Raw genomic sequence first — 17,519 nt, 5'->3', positions numbered from 1 at the left:
AGAGCATCGCATTTACCGCTTGAGTCGCAAAATCAGTATGTTAGAGGTTGTGAAAATGGAAACGATCGCGTTCCGCATGGTGCTGAACCCCGGCCAGAAGGCCGAATACAAGCGCCGCCACGACGAGATCTGGCCGGAGCTTTCGGCGCTGCTCAAATCATCCGGTGTGTCGGATTATTCCATCTGGCTCGACGAAGAGACCAACCACCTTTTCGGCATATTGAAACGCACCGAGGATCACACGATGGATGCGATGCCCAAGGAGGCGATCATGCGCAAATGGTGGGATTACATGGCTGACGTCATGGCGGTCGAAGCGGATAATACGCCGGTGCAGGTGCCGCTAACGCGGGTGTTTCATATGGAGTAGCGACCGATCGACATTCAGCTGATGCCGGTCTGCAAATGGCGATTTTCTGCGCTTCCGGTGCTCACGTACCTTAAGTACGCTCCGCTCCGGTTCTCGAAAGCCACCATTTTCGACTCGGCCTGAGCCGAATGCCGATCGGTCCCCGCCGAGTCATGCCCGCCTTTCCAACGATCGTATGATCAGCTACGCATGGGCCGCGGAAATGTCCGGGAGGGAACATGAACAGGATCGATCTCGAAGGCCAACATGCCGTGGTGACGGGTGGTGCGCAGGGTCTTGGCTTTGCGATGGCGAAGCGGATGGTGGAGTCGGGCGCCCGGGTGACGCTCTGGGACATGGACGAGGCCTTGTTGGTGACCGCCGCTGCGGCGCTCGGTGCGCGGGCCGCGCATGAAGTGGTGGATATCTCGGACTGGGACCAGGTGGAAGCGGCGCGCGAGCGGACACTGAGCGATAGCGGCGCGGTGCAGATCGTGGTCAATTCGGCCGGGATCGCCGGGCCGGCGGGGCCGCTCGACACCTACGAAATCGCGATGTGGAAGAAGATCATCGACATTAACCTCCATGGAACATTCTTCGTGAACCGCGCCTTCGTGCCCGGCATGAAGGCGCAGAATTACGGCCGTATCGTCAATATCGCCTCGATCGCCGGCAAGGAGGGCAACCCCAACGCCTCGGCCTATTCGACATCCAAGGCGGGCGTGATCGGGCTGACCAAGTCGCTCGGCAAGGAACTCGCGGGCTATGACATCGCCGTCAACTGCATCACGCCGGCGACCGCGCAGACGCGCATTCTCGAACAACTGACGCCGGAATTCATCGAATATATGCGGGTGCGGATTCCGCGCGGCCGGTTCCTCGAAGTCGATGAGGCCGCGGCGATGGTGGCGTGGCTGGTGTCGAAGGAGAATAGTTTTACCACGGCATCGGTGTTCGATCTTTCGGGCGGCCGGGCGACGTATTAGATCGTTTCATTGTTAAATGGAAGCATTCTGCCGGAGCAGGTTTTCGTCAGGGCAGAGGCGATTGGCGAAGGGCACACCCCGATGTACGTCCGAGCCGATCGCCTCTGATCCTGGCGGAAAGATGCCCGGCCCCTTCGGGGTTGGCCGATACGGGCCGCCTATTCGTTCGGTCGCCTTGGCCGTAGAACTGGGCTACGACGCGCGCCGACCGAACGAATATCCGACTCCGTCTCGGCCAACAGAATGATTCCATTTAACAATGAAGCGATCTAGGACCGCATCCACCCTCACTTCACATTGATTATTGTCTTGCGATCGACGATCGCCTTGCTGTCGCGGATGATCTCCAGACCGATTGAATAGGAACCCTGCACCGGTGCGCCGCGCTTGCCGGAATAGGCGGAATAGACCGCCTTGTTGCGGTCGAGGGGCTCGGTCATGGTGTCGATGAGAGGCTGGCCGCTGGGGTCGGTCATGGTGAAGCGCAGGCGGTCGCCGGCTTTCAGGTTGGCGATCCAGCCCCAGATCACGGCTGCCTGATCGCCGGAGGCGGCATCCGCAGGTGGGCCGTCGATGGCGAGCGTATCGTAATCGACCACCGCTCCGGCGAGACCGAAGCCGAGGACATCGGGCTTGTCGTGCGGCAGGGCGTCCATGACCGCCTTGGAAAACAGGGGATCGGCGTCGGCGCGATTGGCGACGCATCCGTCGCCGATCTTGCGGCCGGTAAGCGGGTCGATCTCCTCGCCGCTGACCCGCACCGTCATATGAACATGCGGGAACTGAGCGAGACCGGAGGCGCCGACCTCGCCGATCTTGTCGCCGGCCTTCAGCTTCTCGCCCGGCCGGACCACGATGCTGCCCTGCTTGAGGTGGCAATACTGCGTCTCGGTGCCGTCTGCGTGCTTCATGATGACGCCGTTGCCGCATTCCCTGTCGGCGACGGCCTGGCGATCAGCATCCGTCTGCACCAGACGATCCGGCACGCTATCGCGGCCTCGCAGCACCTCGCCATCGGCCGCTGCCACGACCGGCACGCCGCGCGCGACATCCTTCATCGACAGCACGCGGAGATCGACGCCATCGTGGCCGTCATAGGTGGCGATGCCGCAGAAGGGATCGGTGGCGCCCGGACCGGCCTGCATGTCCGGCGACTGTTGCAGGAAGCAATTCGTACCGAGCGTGCATTCGGCAGGCAGTCCGAGTTCGATCGCGGCTGCGCTGCCCGTGAGGCAGACGAGGCTTACAAGTGCAAGGCCGATCGTGCGCAGTCCCATCCGGTCGCTCTCCATCCCATGCTCGAGAGAACCTCTACTTAATGTGGTTGTGCGGCGGGGAAAAGGCCAAGTGCTCCATGGACAATGGTCGACGCCGAGCCTACATGCGCTTCCCATTCCGTCCGCAATCATGAAGCATATGGAAGAGCATGGCTGCATTTTTCACGCGACGCCCCGCAATCAACGCCACGGCTCTAGGCGTGCTCATCGCGCTCTATCTGCTGGCTGCGGCCAATATCACGTTCTGGGGCAAGGCCTGGGAAGGTTTTGTGAGCGGCATGGGTCTTGCGGCCTTTGGCGTGGCGACGCTCGCGGTTTTCGTCGGGGTTATGGTCGGCTTGTCGTTCCGCTTCATCGCCAAGCCTGTCTACATCTTCGCGATCCTGGTGGCGGCGGGGGCTTCGTATTTCACCGATACGTTCGGCACGATCATCAATGCCAACATGATCGAGAATGTTCTGGCCACCAATTCCGGCGAAACGGGAGAGTTCCTGACTGCGAGCTTTTTCGTCCACATGCTGGTTTTCGGCATTCTGCCAAGCCTTTTGGTGATGTGGGTGCAGGTGATCTACGGTCCGTTCCGGTCACGCCTGCTGACCAATGCGACGGTGTTGGTCGTGATGCTTCTGGTCGCGGGCGGGCTGATCTTTTCGCATCTCGGCGAGGTGCGCGCAGCGATGCGACGCGACTTCAACGCCATGATGGAGGTGCTGAACCCGGCGGGACCGGTCTCGGCTGCGATCAAGGTGGTAGTGCAGATGGTCGAGAACCGTCATGCGGTGCGCGAACCCTATGGCCGTGATGCCCGTAAGGGCGAATGGATCGCGCAGGCAAAAAAGCCTGTCGTCACGGTGATCGTGGTGGGGGAATCGGCGCGTGCGATGAATTTTTCGCTCAACGGCTATGCACGGGATACCAATCCGGAACTGGCCAAACTCGGCGTGCTGAACTTTTCCAATGTCACGAGTTGCGGCACGGAAACCAGCATCTCGCTGCGTTGTATGTTTTCGGGTTTTCAGCGGACTGACTTTTCCAAAAGCAAGGCGATCGCCAGGGAATCGTTGATGGACGTCTACAAAAATGCAGGGATCGATGTGCACTGGTGGGACAATGACGGTGGCGCCAAGGGCGTCGCCAACGGCGTGAAATATACCAGCTACATGATGCGGACCGATCCGGATCTCTGCCAGAGCGGCGCCTGCCAGGACGACATCTTCCTCGGCGATCTCGATACGCTGATCGGCGCGGCGACGGGGCCGACCGTCGTGGTTTTGCACCAGCGCGGATCGCATGGACCGGCTTATTACCTGCGCTATCCCGATACGTTCCGGCCGTTCCAGCCGGATTGCCGGCTCTACCAGATGAACGACTGCTCTTCGGAGGAGATCGTCAATGCCTATGACAACACGATCGCCTATACCGACCGGTTCCTCGCGCGGGTCATAGGGCTTCTCGACAAGCATCGTGCGACGGCGAGCGGTGCGATGTTCTTCGTCTCGGACCATGGGGAATCGCTCGGCGAGAACGGCGTCTTCATGCATGGCGCCCCTTTTGCCTCGGCGCCGAAAGAGCAGACACATGTGCCGCTGATCGCCTGGATGTCGCGGGAATACGATGCGGCTTCGGGATTTGATCGGGCCTGTGCGGCAAAGCTCTCCGCATTGCCGTTCAGCCATGACAATGTCTATCATACGCTGCTGGGGATGATGGATATCAGGACATCGGTCTACCGGCCGGAACTCGACATTTTCGGGAAATGCAGAGTTCCGGCGGTGAATTAAGCTATTCCTTTGTCTCAGGCTCCGAGGCTCATGTCGGGGCGTGGCTCTCCTCCAGGGGCTCCGGTGGTGAAGCAGCCTTCGAACGGCGCGAGCGGAGCAGGACATAGAAGACCGGGGTCAGGAACAGGCCGAAGAATGTCACGCCGATCATGCCGGAGAACACGGCGGTGCCGAGTGACTGGCGCATTTCGGCACCCGGACCGGTGGCGATCACCAGCGGCACGACGCCGAAGATGAAGGCGAAGGCGGTCATCAGGATGGGCCTGAGGCGCAGATGGCACGCCTCGATCGCCGCCTCCACCGCGCTTTTACCCTCCGCCTGAGCTTGCCGAGCGAATTCGACGATCAGGATCGCATTCTTGGCCGCCAATCCGATCAGCACGACAAGGCCGATCTGGGTCAGGATATTGTTGTCCATCCCTCTCAAATAGACGCCGATGAGCGCCGCGAGGATTGCAAGCGGCACGATGAGAATGATCGCCAGCGGCAGGATCCAGCTTTCATACTGGGCAGCCAGCACCAGGAAGACGAAGATGACGGCGAGCGCGAAGATATAGATCGCGGTATTGCCGGTATTCTTCTCCTGAAGGGCGAGTTCGGTCCATTCGAAGGTCGTGCCGGATGGCAGGATCTCCCTCGCCAAGGTTTCCATTTTCTCGATCGCGCTGCCGGTCGAGACGCCGGGCGTCGGATTGCCCTGCACCGGCACGGAGACGTACATGTTATAGTGCTGGACGAGTGCGGGACCGCTCTTGTCGAGGATGTCGATCAAGGTTCCCAGAGGCACGAGCGCCCCCGTCGCCGAGCGGACCTTCAACGCCAGGATGCTCGCCCTGTCGGTGCGGAACTGCTTATCGGCCTGGGCACGAACCTGGTAGACGCGGCCGAACGCGTTGAAATCGTTGACATAAGAGGTGCCGAGATTGATCGCCAGCGTGTCGAAGATATTCGGGATCGGCACGTTCAGGGCGCGGGCCTTGTCGCGGTCGATATTGAGGAAATATTGCGGGCTCGATGCGGAGAAGGTCGTGAAGACGCCAGTAAGACCGGGCGTCTGGTTTGCCTTGCCCATCAGCTGATAGGCAGCGCCGAGCACGCGGCGCATGTCCGAACCTTCGAGATCCATAAGCTGCATCTTGAAGCCGCCGCCATTGCCGATGCCGGCGATGGCGGGCGGCGGCACGGCGATGATGAAGGCTTCCTGGATGCTCTGCATTTTCATGTAGAGCTGGCCGATGATCGCATTGGCGCTCTGACCGTGTTTCAGCCGCTCCTCGAAACTATCGAATGGCGTGAAGATGACGCCGGAATTCGAGGCGTTGGTGAAGGTGGCGCCATTGAAGCCGGCAAAGGCCACGGCGTTCCTGACGCCGGGAATCGAGTTCGCGATCTCGGAGGCTTTCTTGATCACGGCATCCGTACGCTCGAGCGATGCGCCGTCCGGCAATTGCACGACGACGATGGCGTAGCCCTGGTCCATGGTCGGCACGAAGCCGCGCGGAACCGTGGTGCCCATGAAATAGGTCGCATAGAGCAAGCCGGCGAAGACGATGAGGGACGCGGTGATTGCCAGCCCGGTCTGCACCATATGGCGGACGATCCAGGAATAGCCGGCGCTCATCCTGTCGAATCCGGCATTGAACCCGCCGGCGAGGAACCGGCCTGCGCGCGTGATGGGATTGCGCGAGCGATGGTGCTCCTCATGCGGCTTCAACAGGATCGAGGCCAGCGCGGGGGACAGCGTCAGCGAGTTGAGCGCCGAGATGCCCGTCGCAACGGCGATCGTCACCGCGAACTGGCGGTAGAACTGGCCTGATATGCCGGGAATGAAGGCGGTCGGCACGAAGACCGCGATGAGCACGAGCGAAATGGCGACGACCGCCACGCCCACCTCGTCCATCGTCACATGCGCGGCCTGCTTGGGTGTCATGCCGCGCGCGAGATTTCGCTCGACATTCTCGACGACGACGATCGCGTCGTCGACGACGATGCCGATCGCCAGCACCAGGCCGAACAGTGTCAGCATGTTGAGCGAGAAGCCGAAGGCGAGGAGGAAGGCGAAGGTGCCGATCAACGATACGGGAATGGCGACGATCGGAATGATCGCGGTGCGCCAGGATTGCAGGAAGATGAGCACCACGAGCGCGACCAGAATCGCCGCTTCGGCGATGGTCTTGTAGACCTCGTAGATCGACTCCGAGATGAATTCGGTCGGGTTGTAGATGATGTCGTAGGTGAGGCCCGGCGGGAAATCCTTCGACAATTCCTTCATTGTCTGCTGGATCGACTCGGATGCAGCCAGCGCGTTGGTGCCGGGCCGGGCGAAAATGCCGATCGCGACGGCGGGGTTGCCGTCGAGATAGCTGTTGGTCACATAGTCCTTGGCGCCGAGTTCGACACGGGCGACATCCTGCAACTGCACCAGGCGTCCATCTTCGGCCGCTTTTACGATCACATAGCGGAACTGGCGGGCATCGGAAAACCGGCCCTCGGTGGTCACGGTATATTGGAAGGCGCTGTTGTCCGATGCCGGTGGAGCGCCGATCAAGCCGCCGGAGACCTGCACATTCTGGTCGCGCAGAGCCTGGACGACATCGCTCGATGTCATGCCGTAGGACGAGAGCTTTTCCGGATCGAGCCAGATACGCAGCGAATATTCGCGTTCGCCGAACAGGATGACGTCGCCGACGCCGTCGAGCCGGACCAGCTTGTCGCGGATGCGGGTGCGGGCATAGTTCGAGGAATAGAGCTGGTTGTAACGGCCATTGGGCGAGAGCAGATGGATGACCATCATCAGGTCGGGCGAGCTCTTGGCCGTGGTGATGCCGATGCGGCGCACGTCTTCGGGCAGCCGCGGTTCGGCAATGGCGACGCGGTTCTGTACCAGCACCTGCGCCTTGTCGAGATCGGTGCCGAGCTTGAAGGTGACGGTCAGCGCCATCGAGCCGTCGGCCGTCGAGTAGGACGACATGTAGAGCATGTCCTCGACGCCGTTGATTTCCTGTTCCAGCGGTGTCGCCACCGTATTGGCGATCGTCTCGGCATCGGCGCCCGGATAGGCGGTGCGGATGACGATGGTCGGCGGGGCGATCTCCGGATACTGGGCGACCGGCAGCTGGAAATAGGCGACGCCGCCGACAATCAGCAGCACGATCGAGACGACCGATGCGAAGATCGGCCGGTCGACAAAGAAATGTGCAAATCTCATTGCGCGAGCTCCAGATCCAACGCATCCGGCACGGCGTCATCGCGCTGCTGCGGCAGTTCGGTCATCTGAGGCGTGACCTTGGAGCCCGCGCGCGCGCGCATCAGGCCATTGACAATGATCGTCTCGGTGCCGTCGAGGCCCTCGCGGATGACGCGGTAGCCATATAGACGGGGACCGGGGCGCACCGCCTTGGTGGATACGGTGCCATCGGCGCCGACCACGAAGACCACCCGCTCGTTCTGGTCCGAGCCGATCGCCTCGTCGGGGATGAGAATCGCACGATACTTGTTCGATGCCTCGACCTGGATACGGCCGAACAGGCCGGGTTGCAGAACCAGCTGCGGATTTTCGAACCGCGCCCGGAGCCGCATCGTGCCGGTCTGCGTGTCGATCCGGTTTTCGGCGAAGTCGAGCTTGCCGCTGAAAGGCTTCTCGTTGCCGTCAGCAATCGTCACCTTCACTTGGACACCGCCGCCGCCGAGCTGAATGTCGTCACCACGGCTGCGCGCCGTGCTGGCGAAGTTCAGGAGCCGGCGTTCATCGACATCGAAATAGAAATCGATCGGGTCCAGCGTGACGATCGTGGTCAATATCGACTGATCCGCCTGGATGAGATTGCCGACGGAGATCAGCTTGCGGTCGATGCGGCCGCTGATCGGCGCGGTGATCTTTGTATATTCGAGGTCGAGCTTGGCGCGATCGGCCGTCGCCTCGGCGGCGCGGACGGCGGCCTGGGCGGAAATCTGTTCGCGCCGGCGATCCTCGAGCGTCTGGATGGATTGGCCGCCGCTCTTGACAAGGCCTTCCGCGCGCTTGAGCTGCGCTGCCGCGTAGGTCAGCGTGGCCTGGGCGGACTGGAGCTGGGCATCGGCCTGGTCGAGCGCGATCGCGTATGGCCGCTGGTCGATCACGAAGAGCAGATCGCCCTTCTTGACCAGCGAACCGTCGGTGAAATGGACTTCCTGCAGATAACCGCCGACACGCGCCCGCACGATCACCTGGTCTACGGCGTCGAATCGGCCGACGAAGCCGTCATTGTCCACTGCGTCCCTGACGAGAGGCTTGGCCACCGTTACCGGCGGCGGGGCGGCGGCATCCTGTGCATTTGCCGCGTTTGGCAGAAGGAGGAGAGAGAAAACGAGACCGTTCAGTACTGAAGATAGCCAATTCCGCATTCTCATGCCCCTTGGTTCCATATCAATTTACGAATGCTCTTCGCTCACTTGACCGATGTCAACTGATACGGCGGCAGAGTTTGAGTGAAGTAGGCATTCCAAGCCGGTGTTCAAGGCGTCAATCAACAAATGCGGAGTGATTGGTCGATTGACCAATCACTGATTGATAACAGCAGGTTGGTCCCCCTCGCTAGCAATCGCGATGCATCGAGGTTCTTTCCGCAACTCTCACGAAAATCTCCGCCGCAGTGGCGGAATGAACCGGAGGACAGTCTGGTCGAGCAGGACCATCACAATGATCGCCATGCCCGTCATCGGGAAGGCAAGGCCGAAGACGGCGGCGATGGCCCAGAGACCGATATAGACGCCTCCGCGCGGCGGCGCGGGCGGCACGCCAAGACGCCCGGAGGGGCGTCGTTTCCACCACATCACGGCACCCGATACGCACATCAGGACGATGCAGAGGCACGTTGCCAGCATCAGCAGCTGGTTGAACAATCCCCATTCCTGTCCCTGATGGACATTGATGCCCCATTCGATCATGCGCCCGGCGCGTGCATACTGGCCATAGGAGATATCGACCAGCGGCTTGCCGGAGAATTGGTCGATATGCATGGTGCGTTCCCGCGACAGGTCATCGGGATAGACCGAGGCCGTGTAAACGCCCTTGTCATCATCAGGGAGCGCCATTTCGAAGCCGGGTGCGATGCCGGCTTTCCGGGCGATAACGACCGCGGCGTCGAGGCCGATCGGTTGGGCATGCATATGGGCCATGTCCATCGTCGATTCCGGCACCGGTGCATTCTCGACGACCCAGCCGGGCTGGTCCACGGTGTGGTGTGTCGCCTTCGAGGAGGTTGGCACGGCGTCCCACAATTCGGCGGGATAGCCATAGCCGTTGGCCGTCAGCCAGGTGTTGGCGCTGTCGCCCCAATATCCGGACCAGGGCATGCCGGTGACCGCGAGGAAGAAGATCATGATCCCGGCGACCGCGCCGGTCACCGCATGCATGTCGCGCCAGAAGACCCGCTTCGACGGTGTGCCACGGACCGACAGCACGCCACCGGTCTGGCGGCGCGGCCACCAGAGATAGATGCCGGTCACCACGAGCATCAGCGCGAATCCACCGACGATTTCCACCAGCCGATTGGCATAGGTGCCGAAATATTCAAGGCTGTGGATCTTCTTCACGACCCAGTTGAATTCATTGTCCGAGGCGACGTGGCCGAGCACTTTGGCGTCATGCGGATTGACGAATACCAGCGTGCCGCCGGCATCGGATGAAACCGTCACCATCGCCGAATGCGTGGCATCGGGCGCTTCGCGATAGGCGGACGCCGAAGAACCGGGCACGGCAGCCTCCGCGGCGCTGACAATGGCAGACGGAGCGAAGTTTGCTCCGGTGTCCGCCACCACGTTGCGATAGGCGAAGAACGTGTCGTTGATCTCATCCTTGAAGAGATAGAGACCGCCGGTGACCGCGAGATTGAGCATGAATGGAATGACCAGAAGGCCTGCAAAGAAGTGCCAGCGCCAGATGGCGCGATAGAGGGAAATATCCCCTTCGGTCACGACGGGCGTGCCGGTGAGCGTTGTGTCTGTCATGGATATACCGATGTTTCCGGCCGCGCTCGGCGGGCCGTGATGGATGACAGGCGTTACGGAACGCCCGCAACGCCGGTTAAGACATCATGACAGCGTGAGGAGGAGCGCGAGGCCCGGAACTGGGTGGATAAATCTGCCGCGCGAGGCTGTATTGCCGCTCCTGGACCTTGACGATTTGCGCATATGCCAAGCGCCGACCGCAGTGATCATGTGGCGTCGGTAGAAGAGCGGTCGATGAGAGCCGGCAAGCATCGCAGCCGTGGCTTGCCGCCTTGGCCGGGCTCTGGTCATGGTCGCCGGGAATACAGATCGAGGCGATCGAGCCGTCGGGCAGGACATAGACGGGAATGTTGCCGGCAGGTGCAGCTTCGACAGGCTTGTGGGCGAAGCCGATCATGACAAGCGCCAGCACGCACAACAGGCGCACTGCCTTTGCCAATGATGTCGTCGAATCCGCCATCGAAACCCGTTTTCCCTTGTCCTGGGTGAACTAAGCGAGAGTGGCTTGGAAAGTCAATGCGACGAAGCGACAATGGCCGAAGAGTGATCGTGACTGACCTCTGGCACGGGGGAAGGCGAATATTTGGATCCGTGCCTTGCTCATGACATCCGGATGTCCGCGAGTTTCTTGGCAGGGAATCGGTATTCAAATGCCGCTTTGCCTCTGCATCCGTTCTTCGTCATTGACTAATATTACTGCGGAGGAGCAATGTAAAACCTCCGGAGGCTGGACCATGGCCTGGCAAAGCAACAACTTCTTCCTGTACGATGCTGATGTCACGGGCAAGGAACTTGATTCACTCGTCAAGAACTTCAATCGCTTCCTTGATGCCTATGAGTCCTATGGCCAGAATGCGGTCTCGCTGACTTGGTCAATTCCTGTAGACCCCGAGACTGGCGTTTTCCTCGACGACTACACCAATTCGCCACCATGGCTGATAGATCCGCCCTCTCCGCAAGCCTTGCAAGCGCTGACCGAAGCCGCTCATACCAGAGGTTTCGAGGTGAGCTGGAAACCTCATTTCGTTACCGACGAGCCAAACGCAGGAAACGTCAATAAGTTTTACGTTGATGCGGGTTTTAATCCCGAAACCTTCCTGGCCGAGGTGACCGCGTTTTGGGACGGGCTGGCGCCTTTGGCCCAGGAGAGCGGCGTCGATATGCTCATACTTGGAACCGAAAACGATGATTATGCGGTCGGGAGTTACGAGGCAGACTGGCGCCAAATAATCGCTAACGTGCGGTCTGTGTTTTCAGGCGATCTGACTTACGACGCCTTGGGCTATGTGGGGACGCCTGGAGGTGAGTCGGGAGGTGCGGCTGCCGACGACATCGAATTTTGGGACGCGCTCGATCACATTGGCATCAGCATGTATGTCCCGCTGAACACCGGCGGGCCAAAGACCCTCGAGAATGCAACTGACGAACTCTATGAAAACCAGATGGGTGGATGGCATGTCTGGCCACCCGTCAACGTGCCGGAGATCCTGCAATCGCTCGCCGAGACCTACGGGAAGGACATCATTTTCACCGAGGCAGGATCGCAGGCGCGAGAGGGGGCTTTGGAGAATCCAGCCTATGCAGACGGCGATCAGGACTACTGGGAACAATCGGTCATCTATGCTGTGCTCATGAAGGAGTTTTCCAAGTTCGATTGGTTTGAGGGGTTCAGTTGGTGGAACAATGACTCCGACTTTGCCCCAGCGCCAGGCACCAAAGGGTGGATGAACTGGTCGAGGAAGCTGCCGGCGGAATACGGATTTGTTGAGAAGCCGGCGGGCGACATTGTTCGGGGTTTCTGGCTGTTCGGCAACGAAGGCGCGCCGATGGAAGGGGAGTTCCTGCTGGGCAACAGGTTCGCCGAAACCCTCACCGGAGGTTCTTTGGGCGACTTGATCGTCGCTGCGGGCGGCAAGGATTCCGTAACAGGAGGTTTCGGGAACGATAGGCTTTTCGGCGGCGACGGCGCCGACAAAGTTTCGGGGGGATTCGGCGACGATATCCTCTTTGGCGGATCGAGCTATCGCGACTCAAATGATGTCATTACTGGAGCAGCCGGCGCGGACAAGATCTGTGGCGGCGCCGGCAACGACAGGATTGCGGGTGGAAGCGAGGCGGATCTCTTCCTGTTCTACAATCACGATGGGCGCGACACGATTTCAGACTTCGAGGTCGGCATCGACCAGATCGCCATTGAAACGGGCGCGAGGAAGTTTTCGCAGCTGCACTTCGAGAAAACCGGCGACGGCGTCATCGTGAGTTTCAGTGACGTCCAGCTCGTTCTGCTTCATGAGAAACTTGCCAAGATCGACGATGCCGGGAACTTCGTATTCTGGTCTGTGTCGTTCATGGAACAGGCACGCGAACCCCTGCCGGGCAATCACACCCGCACGTTTGCTGACGATGATGTGAGCTTCACGCTTGGCGCGACTGGCACGAGCAAAGCCACCACCGGTGCTCATGGTATAAACACCGGATAACGTCACCGTCGCGAAACGGCGGCTTGGACGAACTGCAACCGATCTAGTTCTGGCTTGCCGGCTGCTCGTTGCGTTCGCCGCCATCGTCCGGTGAGTCATCTCCAATGGCAGCTGTTTGGATCTGCGACTTGCACATGGAGTCCGCAACGGCGATTATCCGTGCTTGCTGGCCAGCATCCGAAACAGAGCCTGCTGACGCCCTGACGGCCACCGCCATTTCCTGGCACCTTAACGCGTCGGCCGTCTGGCTTTCGGTGCCGATCGAAACCACGAGATCGGCGATGGCTTTGTCTTTTTCAGCCTGCGTCCCCTGCATCCCGGCAATCTCCTGATTGACGAGTGCGGTACAGTCCGAGCCCGTCGCACAGGACTGTGCGACTTCGGCTGGATCGGCCCAAGCCAAAGACGACGTTAGAACCAGTAGTGTTGTTGCAAGAATTAGTTGGCGCATTTCTTCACTCCATTACTTAAGAAAAACAGCCCGCAAAACCATTAAGCTCCAGTAAAGGCTATTATGTCAAGACTTTCTTAATAATGGTATACACTACAAAATTGTATATTGATGATTCCGGCAAGACAAAAGGCAAAATCCTTGTCGCTGACAATCAGCGATCGGCTGGGCTATTCACGTGGCGCCGAGAACGCCTAAAAGTTGCGACTCGATATCGCCATAGTTCTAGTCACATTGCCCCGGGAACTCGAGCGGGGGCGATTCTGTGTCACATCTCATTGCATTGTCATGGCTGTTTGCCGGTTTTGCGTCGCATGCCGGCCCTGACGACCAAATCAACATGGCACATGCCGTATTCTGCATTCAGCATGCCGAGGAGTGTCCGGCCACGGGACCGACGGTCATAAAATGGTCGCAACATGTCGATCGTGACATCCAGGGCATTGATCACACCGTGAACGACTCGATCATCCCCCGAAATGAGACAAGTGACGAATGGACGATCAATCCTCGCTTCGGTGATTGCGACGACTTTGTCGTCACGAAGCGGCACGCGTTGATCCAGCTTGGCTATCCAGCGCGGGCGCTGCGGCCCAAGGTCGTGTCCCGAAACAAGCCGAACGACCATCTCGTGCTTGAGGTCGTCACGACGAAGCAGACCTATGTGCTCGACATGGATAAGAACCCCACCCCGCATCAGCGCCGACCAGCGCCCGATGTTGAACGGATCAGGCCCAAACCCCAAGGCGCTCAATTGCAAAACCTTCTGCGCGATCTTGCCACCAGCTCGATTCAATGATCGCAAGACGAAGCAGGGCCGTTTCCGGGCGGGTGATGGTGCGACCCGCGCCTGCTGGGCTGCGCATGGAGCGGATTGCAGCCTGATAAGGCGCATAGAGCAAGCAGTCTCCACGCCGTGACGGTTTTCCGGCATCGGGCGTTGAGGTCGAGAATTCGGCCTGATAAGACACAGCGATGATCGCTCTCGCCGAGCTACGCGCGCTCAACCTATCAACGGATATTCCGGGAACGCGGCCGTCGCATATGAGCGCTGCGAGCGGGCTCGTCTGCATCGGTTCTACCGCTTATGTCGTTGCCGACGACGATCTTCATCTGGGCGCGTTTTCCACCGCCGCGCCTGAACCCGGTAGTCTGATCCGCCTGTTTGATGGTGCCTTGCCCGATGCCAAGGCTGAACGAAAGCGGCGGAAGCCAGACCTCGAGGCGCTGGCCATGGTTCCGGCTTTCCAGGGTTTTCCGCATGGCGCGCTTATGGCTTTCGGATCGGGATCAAAGCCGAACCGTTGCCGCGGCGCTCTGCTCGGTCTCGACGCGGGCGGCGCTGTCTCAGGTTCGCCGCATGAACTGGATCTGTCGCCGATTCTCGGTCCGCTTCGCGGCGTGTTCGCTGAACTCAACATCGAGGGCGCGGTTGTCACCGGAGACGAATTGCGCCTGTTCCAGCGCGGCAACAAGCGGCATGCCGACAACGCGATCCTCCGTTACCAGCTTTCGCAGGTCCTGGAGGGCCTTCGACAGGCGCGCCCCGATGCCATCGAACCATCCGCCATCGATCGGCTCGACCTTGGTTTGATCGATGGTGTGCCGTTCTGCTTCACCGATGCGGCGGCTCTGCCCAACGGGGACATGGTGTTTTGCGCCGTGGCCGAAGACACCGAAGACGCCTATCTCGATGGCGCCTGCATAGGTGCGGCCATCGGGCTCATCGACAATGCGGGACGTCTGCTCTCGTTGCAACGACTTGACCGGCCATACAAGGTGGAGGGCATCAGCGCCCGGCCGGACGGCGACCGACTGAATCTCCTGCTGGTTACCGATGCAGACGACCCGGCCATCCCGGCGCTGCTGCTATCCACATCGATCGCGAGATAGCCCCGAGGTCTTGGTCACCATCCTTGTGATGGTTCCGACGTCTTGAACGCGTTGAGCGTACTCTCCACGATTCGATAAGCTTTCTGGCCCGTGCATCCTGGAACATTCACCGGACATTGATTGATGATTCACGCCGTGTGGCTCGACCCTCGGCGACAGCGATTATGATCTTCAAATTTTTATTGACTAACTAATTAGTAAAATATATTAGAGATGCAGCAGATCAGTTGGCCAGCCGGCGTCCCGCCGGTGAATGGCCACATGCAAGCGCAGGGGAGAGCGACTTGGCAGCCATGCAGTCCGCCATCGAGGCGAAGGGCGTTACCAGGATTTTTCGGTCGGCGGGGCTGGACCCCGTCACGGCACTCGACGATGTCTCCGTCACGATCCGCGAGAATGAATTCTTCACCCTGCTCGGCCCTTCCGGCTGTGGAAAAACCACCCTGCTTCGGCTGATCGCCGGCTTCGAATTTCCCACCGATGGCGAAATCCTGCTCTATGGCCGGGACATCGCACCGCTTCCGCCCTTCAAGCGGCCGGTCAATACGGTGTTCCAGAGCTACGCGCTCTTTCCGCATATGACCGTGGCCGAGAACATCGCCTTTGGCCTCGAAATGCTGGGGCGGCCAAAGGCAGAAATCGGCGCGCGCGTCGATGCGATGCTGAAACTCGTGCATATGGAAAACCTCAAGAACAGGCGCACCAGCCAGATCTCGGGCGGCCAGCAACAGCGCGTGGCACTCGCCCGTGCCTTGGCCCCGCAGCCGAAAGTGCTGCTGCTCGACGAGCCGCTTTCGGCGCTCGACTACAAGCTGCGCAAGGAAATGCAGATCGAACTCAAGCGGCTGCAGCACGAGACCGGCATCACCTTCATCTTCGTCACCCATGACCAGGAAGAGGCGCTGACGATGTCGGACCGCATCGCCGTGATGTCATCGGGCAGGATCCTGCAGGTCGGCAGCCCGCGCGACATCTACGACCGGCCGGCCGACCGCTTCGTCGCCGACTTCATCGGCGAGACCAATTTCCTCACGGCGAAGGTCGACAGCATCAATGGCGGCAAGGCCAGCGTGACGCTGAACTCGGGCGCCAGGATTTGCGCCACCGTCGCCGAAGGTTTCCGGCCCAATGGCAAGGCCACCGTCGTCGTTCGTCCGGAGCATGCCAGGCTGGTCGATGGCCCGGGAGACATATCAGGCACCGTCGATACCGTCGTCTACTTCGGCACCGATACGCATATCAACGTCCGGCTCGGCGACGGCGAGTTGTTCACGGTGCGCCAGCAGAACGCCCGTAATGGTGGCTGCGGCTTCGACAGCGGCGAGGCCGTCGGTATCCAGATCGGCGATGACGCCGCCCAGGTTCTCAAGGATTGAACGATGGGAACGGCGAGCGACGTCATCGAAGAAAACGAACGCAGGGACATCCGTTCGCGCTGGCTGCTTTCGGCGCCCGCTCTACTGATCATCCTGTTTGCCGCAGCCGGCCCGCTGCTGATCGTGGTGGTCTACTCGTTTCTGGCGCCGGGGTCCTATGGCGACGTGAAGTGGCAGTTCTCATCCGACGCATGGATCGGCGTGCTTCTCGAACGTGACATGTTCGATGAGACCCTGTCCTTCGCCGATGCCCATCTGACGATCTTCTGGCGCTCGATCAAGCTCTCGGTGGCGACCACGATCCTGACACTGGTCCTGGGCTTTCCGACCGCCTATTTCATCACCACGCGTTCGGAGCGGAGCCGGGATTTCTGGCTCTTCCTTATCACCATACCGTTCTGGACCAATGTGCTGATCCGCACCTTCGCGATCCAGGAGGTGATCCGCAATGGCGGCGTGATCAACTCGCTGCTCTCGATGACCGGGATCACCGACCAGCCGATCCAGCTGATGTATACGGACTTTGCCGTGCTGCTCGGCATGATCTATGTCTTCCTGCCGCTGATGGTGCTGCCGCTTTATGCCAGCATGGAGAAGATCGATTTCCGGCTGGTCGAAGCGGCCTACGACCTCTACGCTACTCGGTTCCAGGTATTGCGGCGGGTGATCATTCCCCTGGTGAAGCCCGGCATCGTCGCCGGCTCGATCCTCGTCTTCATCCCCTCGCTCGGCGCCTATGTGACGCCGAGGGTGATGGGCGGCGGCTCCAACCTGATGATCGGCAACCTGATCGAACTGCAATTCGGCCAGGGCCGCAACTGGCCGCTCGGCGCCTCTCTCTCCATCACGCTGATGGCGATCGTGATGATCGCGATGATGGTCTTCGTCCGCAACGCCAGCAGATCGGAGGCCGGACATGGCTAGCATTGTGTCGACAA

At 60.2% G+C, this 17,519-nt stretch carries 14 protein-coding genes; 8 read left to right on the top strand and 6 right to left on the bottom strand.

The features are described 5' to 3' along the window. Window positions 1-55 precede the first annotated feature (55 nt). Window positions 56-370, top strand: a complete 315-nt coding sequence (gene rhaM, locus IHQ71_RS21915) for an L-rhamnose mutarotase (RefSeq protein ID WP_258158543.1) — start codon at window positions 56-58, stop codon at window positions 368-370. 218 nt (window positions 371-588) lie between these two features. After that, the gene (locus IHQ71_RS21910; RefSeq protein ID WP_258158542.1) at window positions 589-1,335 is read left to right on the top strand and encodes an SDR family NAD(P)-dependent oxidoreductase; all 747 of its coding nucleotides are present in this window, start codon (window positions 589-591) and stop codon (window positions 1,333-1,335) included. Window positions 1,336-1,622: 287 nt separating this feature from the next. On the opposite strand, the gene IHQ71_RS21905 is transcribed toward IHQ71_RS21910, so the two are convergent. Continuing rightward, the gene (locus IHQ71_RS21905; RefSeq protein ID WP_258158541.1) at window positions 1,623-2,612 is read right to left on the bottom strand and encodes a M23 family metallopeptidase; all 990 of its coding nucleotides are present in this window, start codon (window positions 2,610-2,612) and stop codon (window positions 1,623-1,625) included. Window positions 2,613-2,761: 149 nt separating this feature from the next. Here IHQ71_RS21905 and IHQ71_RS21900 point away from each other — a divergent pair, with 149 nt between their 5' ends. Then, window positions 2,762-4,393, top strand: coding sequence for a phosphoethanolamine transferase (locus IHQ71_RS21900; RefSeq protein ID WP_258158540.1), 1,632 nt, complete (start codon window positions 2,762-2,764; stop codon window positions 4,391-4,393). A gap of 28 nt (window positions 4,394-4,421) precedes the next feature. On the opposite strand, the gene IHQ71_RS21895 is transcribed toward IHQ71_RS21900, so the two are convergent. The 4 genes from IHQ71_RS21895 to IHQ71_RS21880 form a co-directional block, all read right to left on the bottom strand. Beyond that, a complete protein-coding gene (locus IHQ71_RS21895; protein ID WP_258158539.1) occupies window positions 4,422-7,601 on the bottom strand; it encodes an efflux RND transporter permease subunit in 3,180 nt (1,059 codons plus the stop codon). Next, window positions 7,598-8,776 carry an efflux RND transporter periplasmic adaptor subunit gene (locus tag IHQ71_RS21890; protein ID WP_258158538.1) on the bottom strand — a complete coding sequence of 393 codons (1,179 nt, stop codon included), beginning with the start codon at window positions 8,774-8,776 and terminating at the stop codon, window positions 7,598-7,600. The genes IHQ71_RS21895 and IHQ71_RS21890 overlap by 4 nt, the downstream gene beginning before the upstream one ends. Window positions 8,777-9,004: 228 nt before the next feature. Further along, window positions 9,005-10,381 carry a PepSY domain-containing protein gene (locus tag IHQ71_RS21885; RefSeq protein WP_258158537.1) on the bottom strand — a complete coding sequence of 459 codons (1,377 nt, stop codon included), beginning with the start codon at window positions 10,379-10,381 and terminating at the stop codon, window positions 9,005-9,007. A 76-nt stretch (window positions 10,382-10,457) separates the two neighbouring features. Then, window positions 10,458-10,841 (bottom strand): hypothetical protein, encoded by a 384-nt coding sequence (locus IHQ71_RS21880; RefSeq protein WP_258158536.1) that lies wholly within the window; start codon window positions 10,839-10,841, stop codon window positions 10,458-10,460. A 274-nt stretch (window positions 10,842-11,115) separates the two neighbouring features. Here IHQ71_RS21880 and IHQ71_RS21875 point away from each other — a divergent pair, with 274 nt between their 5' ends. Then, the gene (locus IHQ71_RS21875; protein WP_258158535.1) at window positions 11,116-12,861 is read left to right on the top strand and encodes a hypothetical protein; all 1,746 of its coding nucleotides are present in this window, start codon (window positions 11,116-11,118) and stop codon (window positions 12,859-12,861) included. A 43-nt stretch (window positions 12,862-12,904) separates the two neighbouring features. On the opposite strand, the gene IHQ71_RS21870 is transcribed toward IHQ71_RS21875, so the two are convergent. Further along, the gene (locus IHQ71_RS21870; protein WP_258158534.1) at window positions 12,905-13,312 is read right to left on the bottom strand and encodes a hypothetical protein; all 408 of its coding nucleotides are present in this window, start codon (window positions 13,310-13,312) and stop codon (window positions 12,905-12,907) included. A gap of 265 nt (window positions 13,313-13,577) precedes the next feature. Between IHQ71_RS21870 and IHQ71_RS21865 the strand changes: the two genes are divergently transcribed. The 4 genes from IHQ71_RS21865 to IHQ71_RS21850 all read left to right on the top strand — a co-directional run bounded on the left by IHQ71_RS21865 (window position 13,578) and on the right by IHQ71_RS21850 (window position 17,505). Beyond that, a complete protein-coding gene (locus tag IHQ71_RS21865) occupies window positions 13,578-14,111 on the top strand; it encodes a transglutaminase-like cysteine peptidase (RefSeq protein ID WP_258158533.1) in 534 nt (177 codons plus the stop codon). Window positions 14,112-14,287: 176 nt separating this feature from the next. Next, window positions 14,288-15,205 (top strand): DUF6929 family protein, encoded by a 918-nt coding sequence (locus IHQ71_RS21860; protein ID WP_258158532.1) that lies wholly within the window; start codon window positions 14,288-14,290, stop codon window positions 15,203-15,205. Between the two features lie 293 nt (window positions 15,206-15,498). Next, entirely contained in the window at window positions 15,499-16,581 is a 1,083-nt protein-coding gene (locus IHQ71_RS21855; protein ID WP_258162907.1) for an ABC transporter ATP-binding protein, read from the top strand. 3 nt (window positions 16,582-16,584) lie between these two features. Then, the gene (locus tag IHQ71_RS21850) at window positions 16,585-17,505 is read left to right on the top strand and encodes an ABC transporter permease (protein ID WP_258158531.1); all 921 of its coding nucleotides are present in this window, start codon (window positions 16,585-16,587) and stop codon (window positions 17,503-17,505) included. Window positions 17,506-17,519 lie beyond the last annotated feature (14 nt).

Source organism: Rhizobium sp. TH2 (assembly GCF_024707525.1).
In the GTDB taxonomy this organism is placed as follows: domain Bacteria; phylum Pseudomonadota; class Alphaproteobacteria; order Rhizobiales; family Rhizobiaceae; genus Rhizobium_E.
The sequence above is the reverse complement of the archived record's forward strand: the minus strand, read 5'-3'. Positions and strand labels throughout refer to the sequence as shown.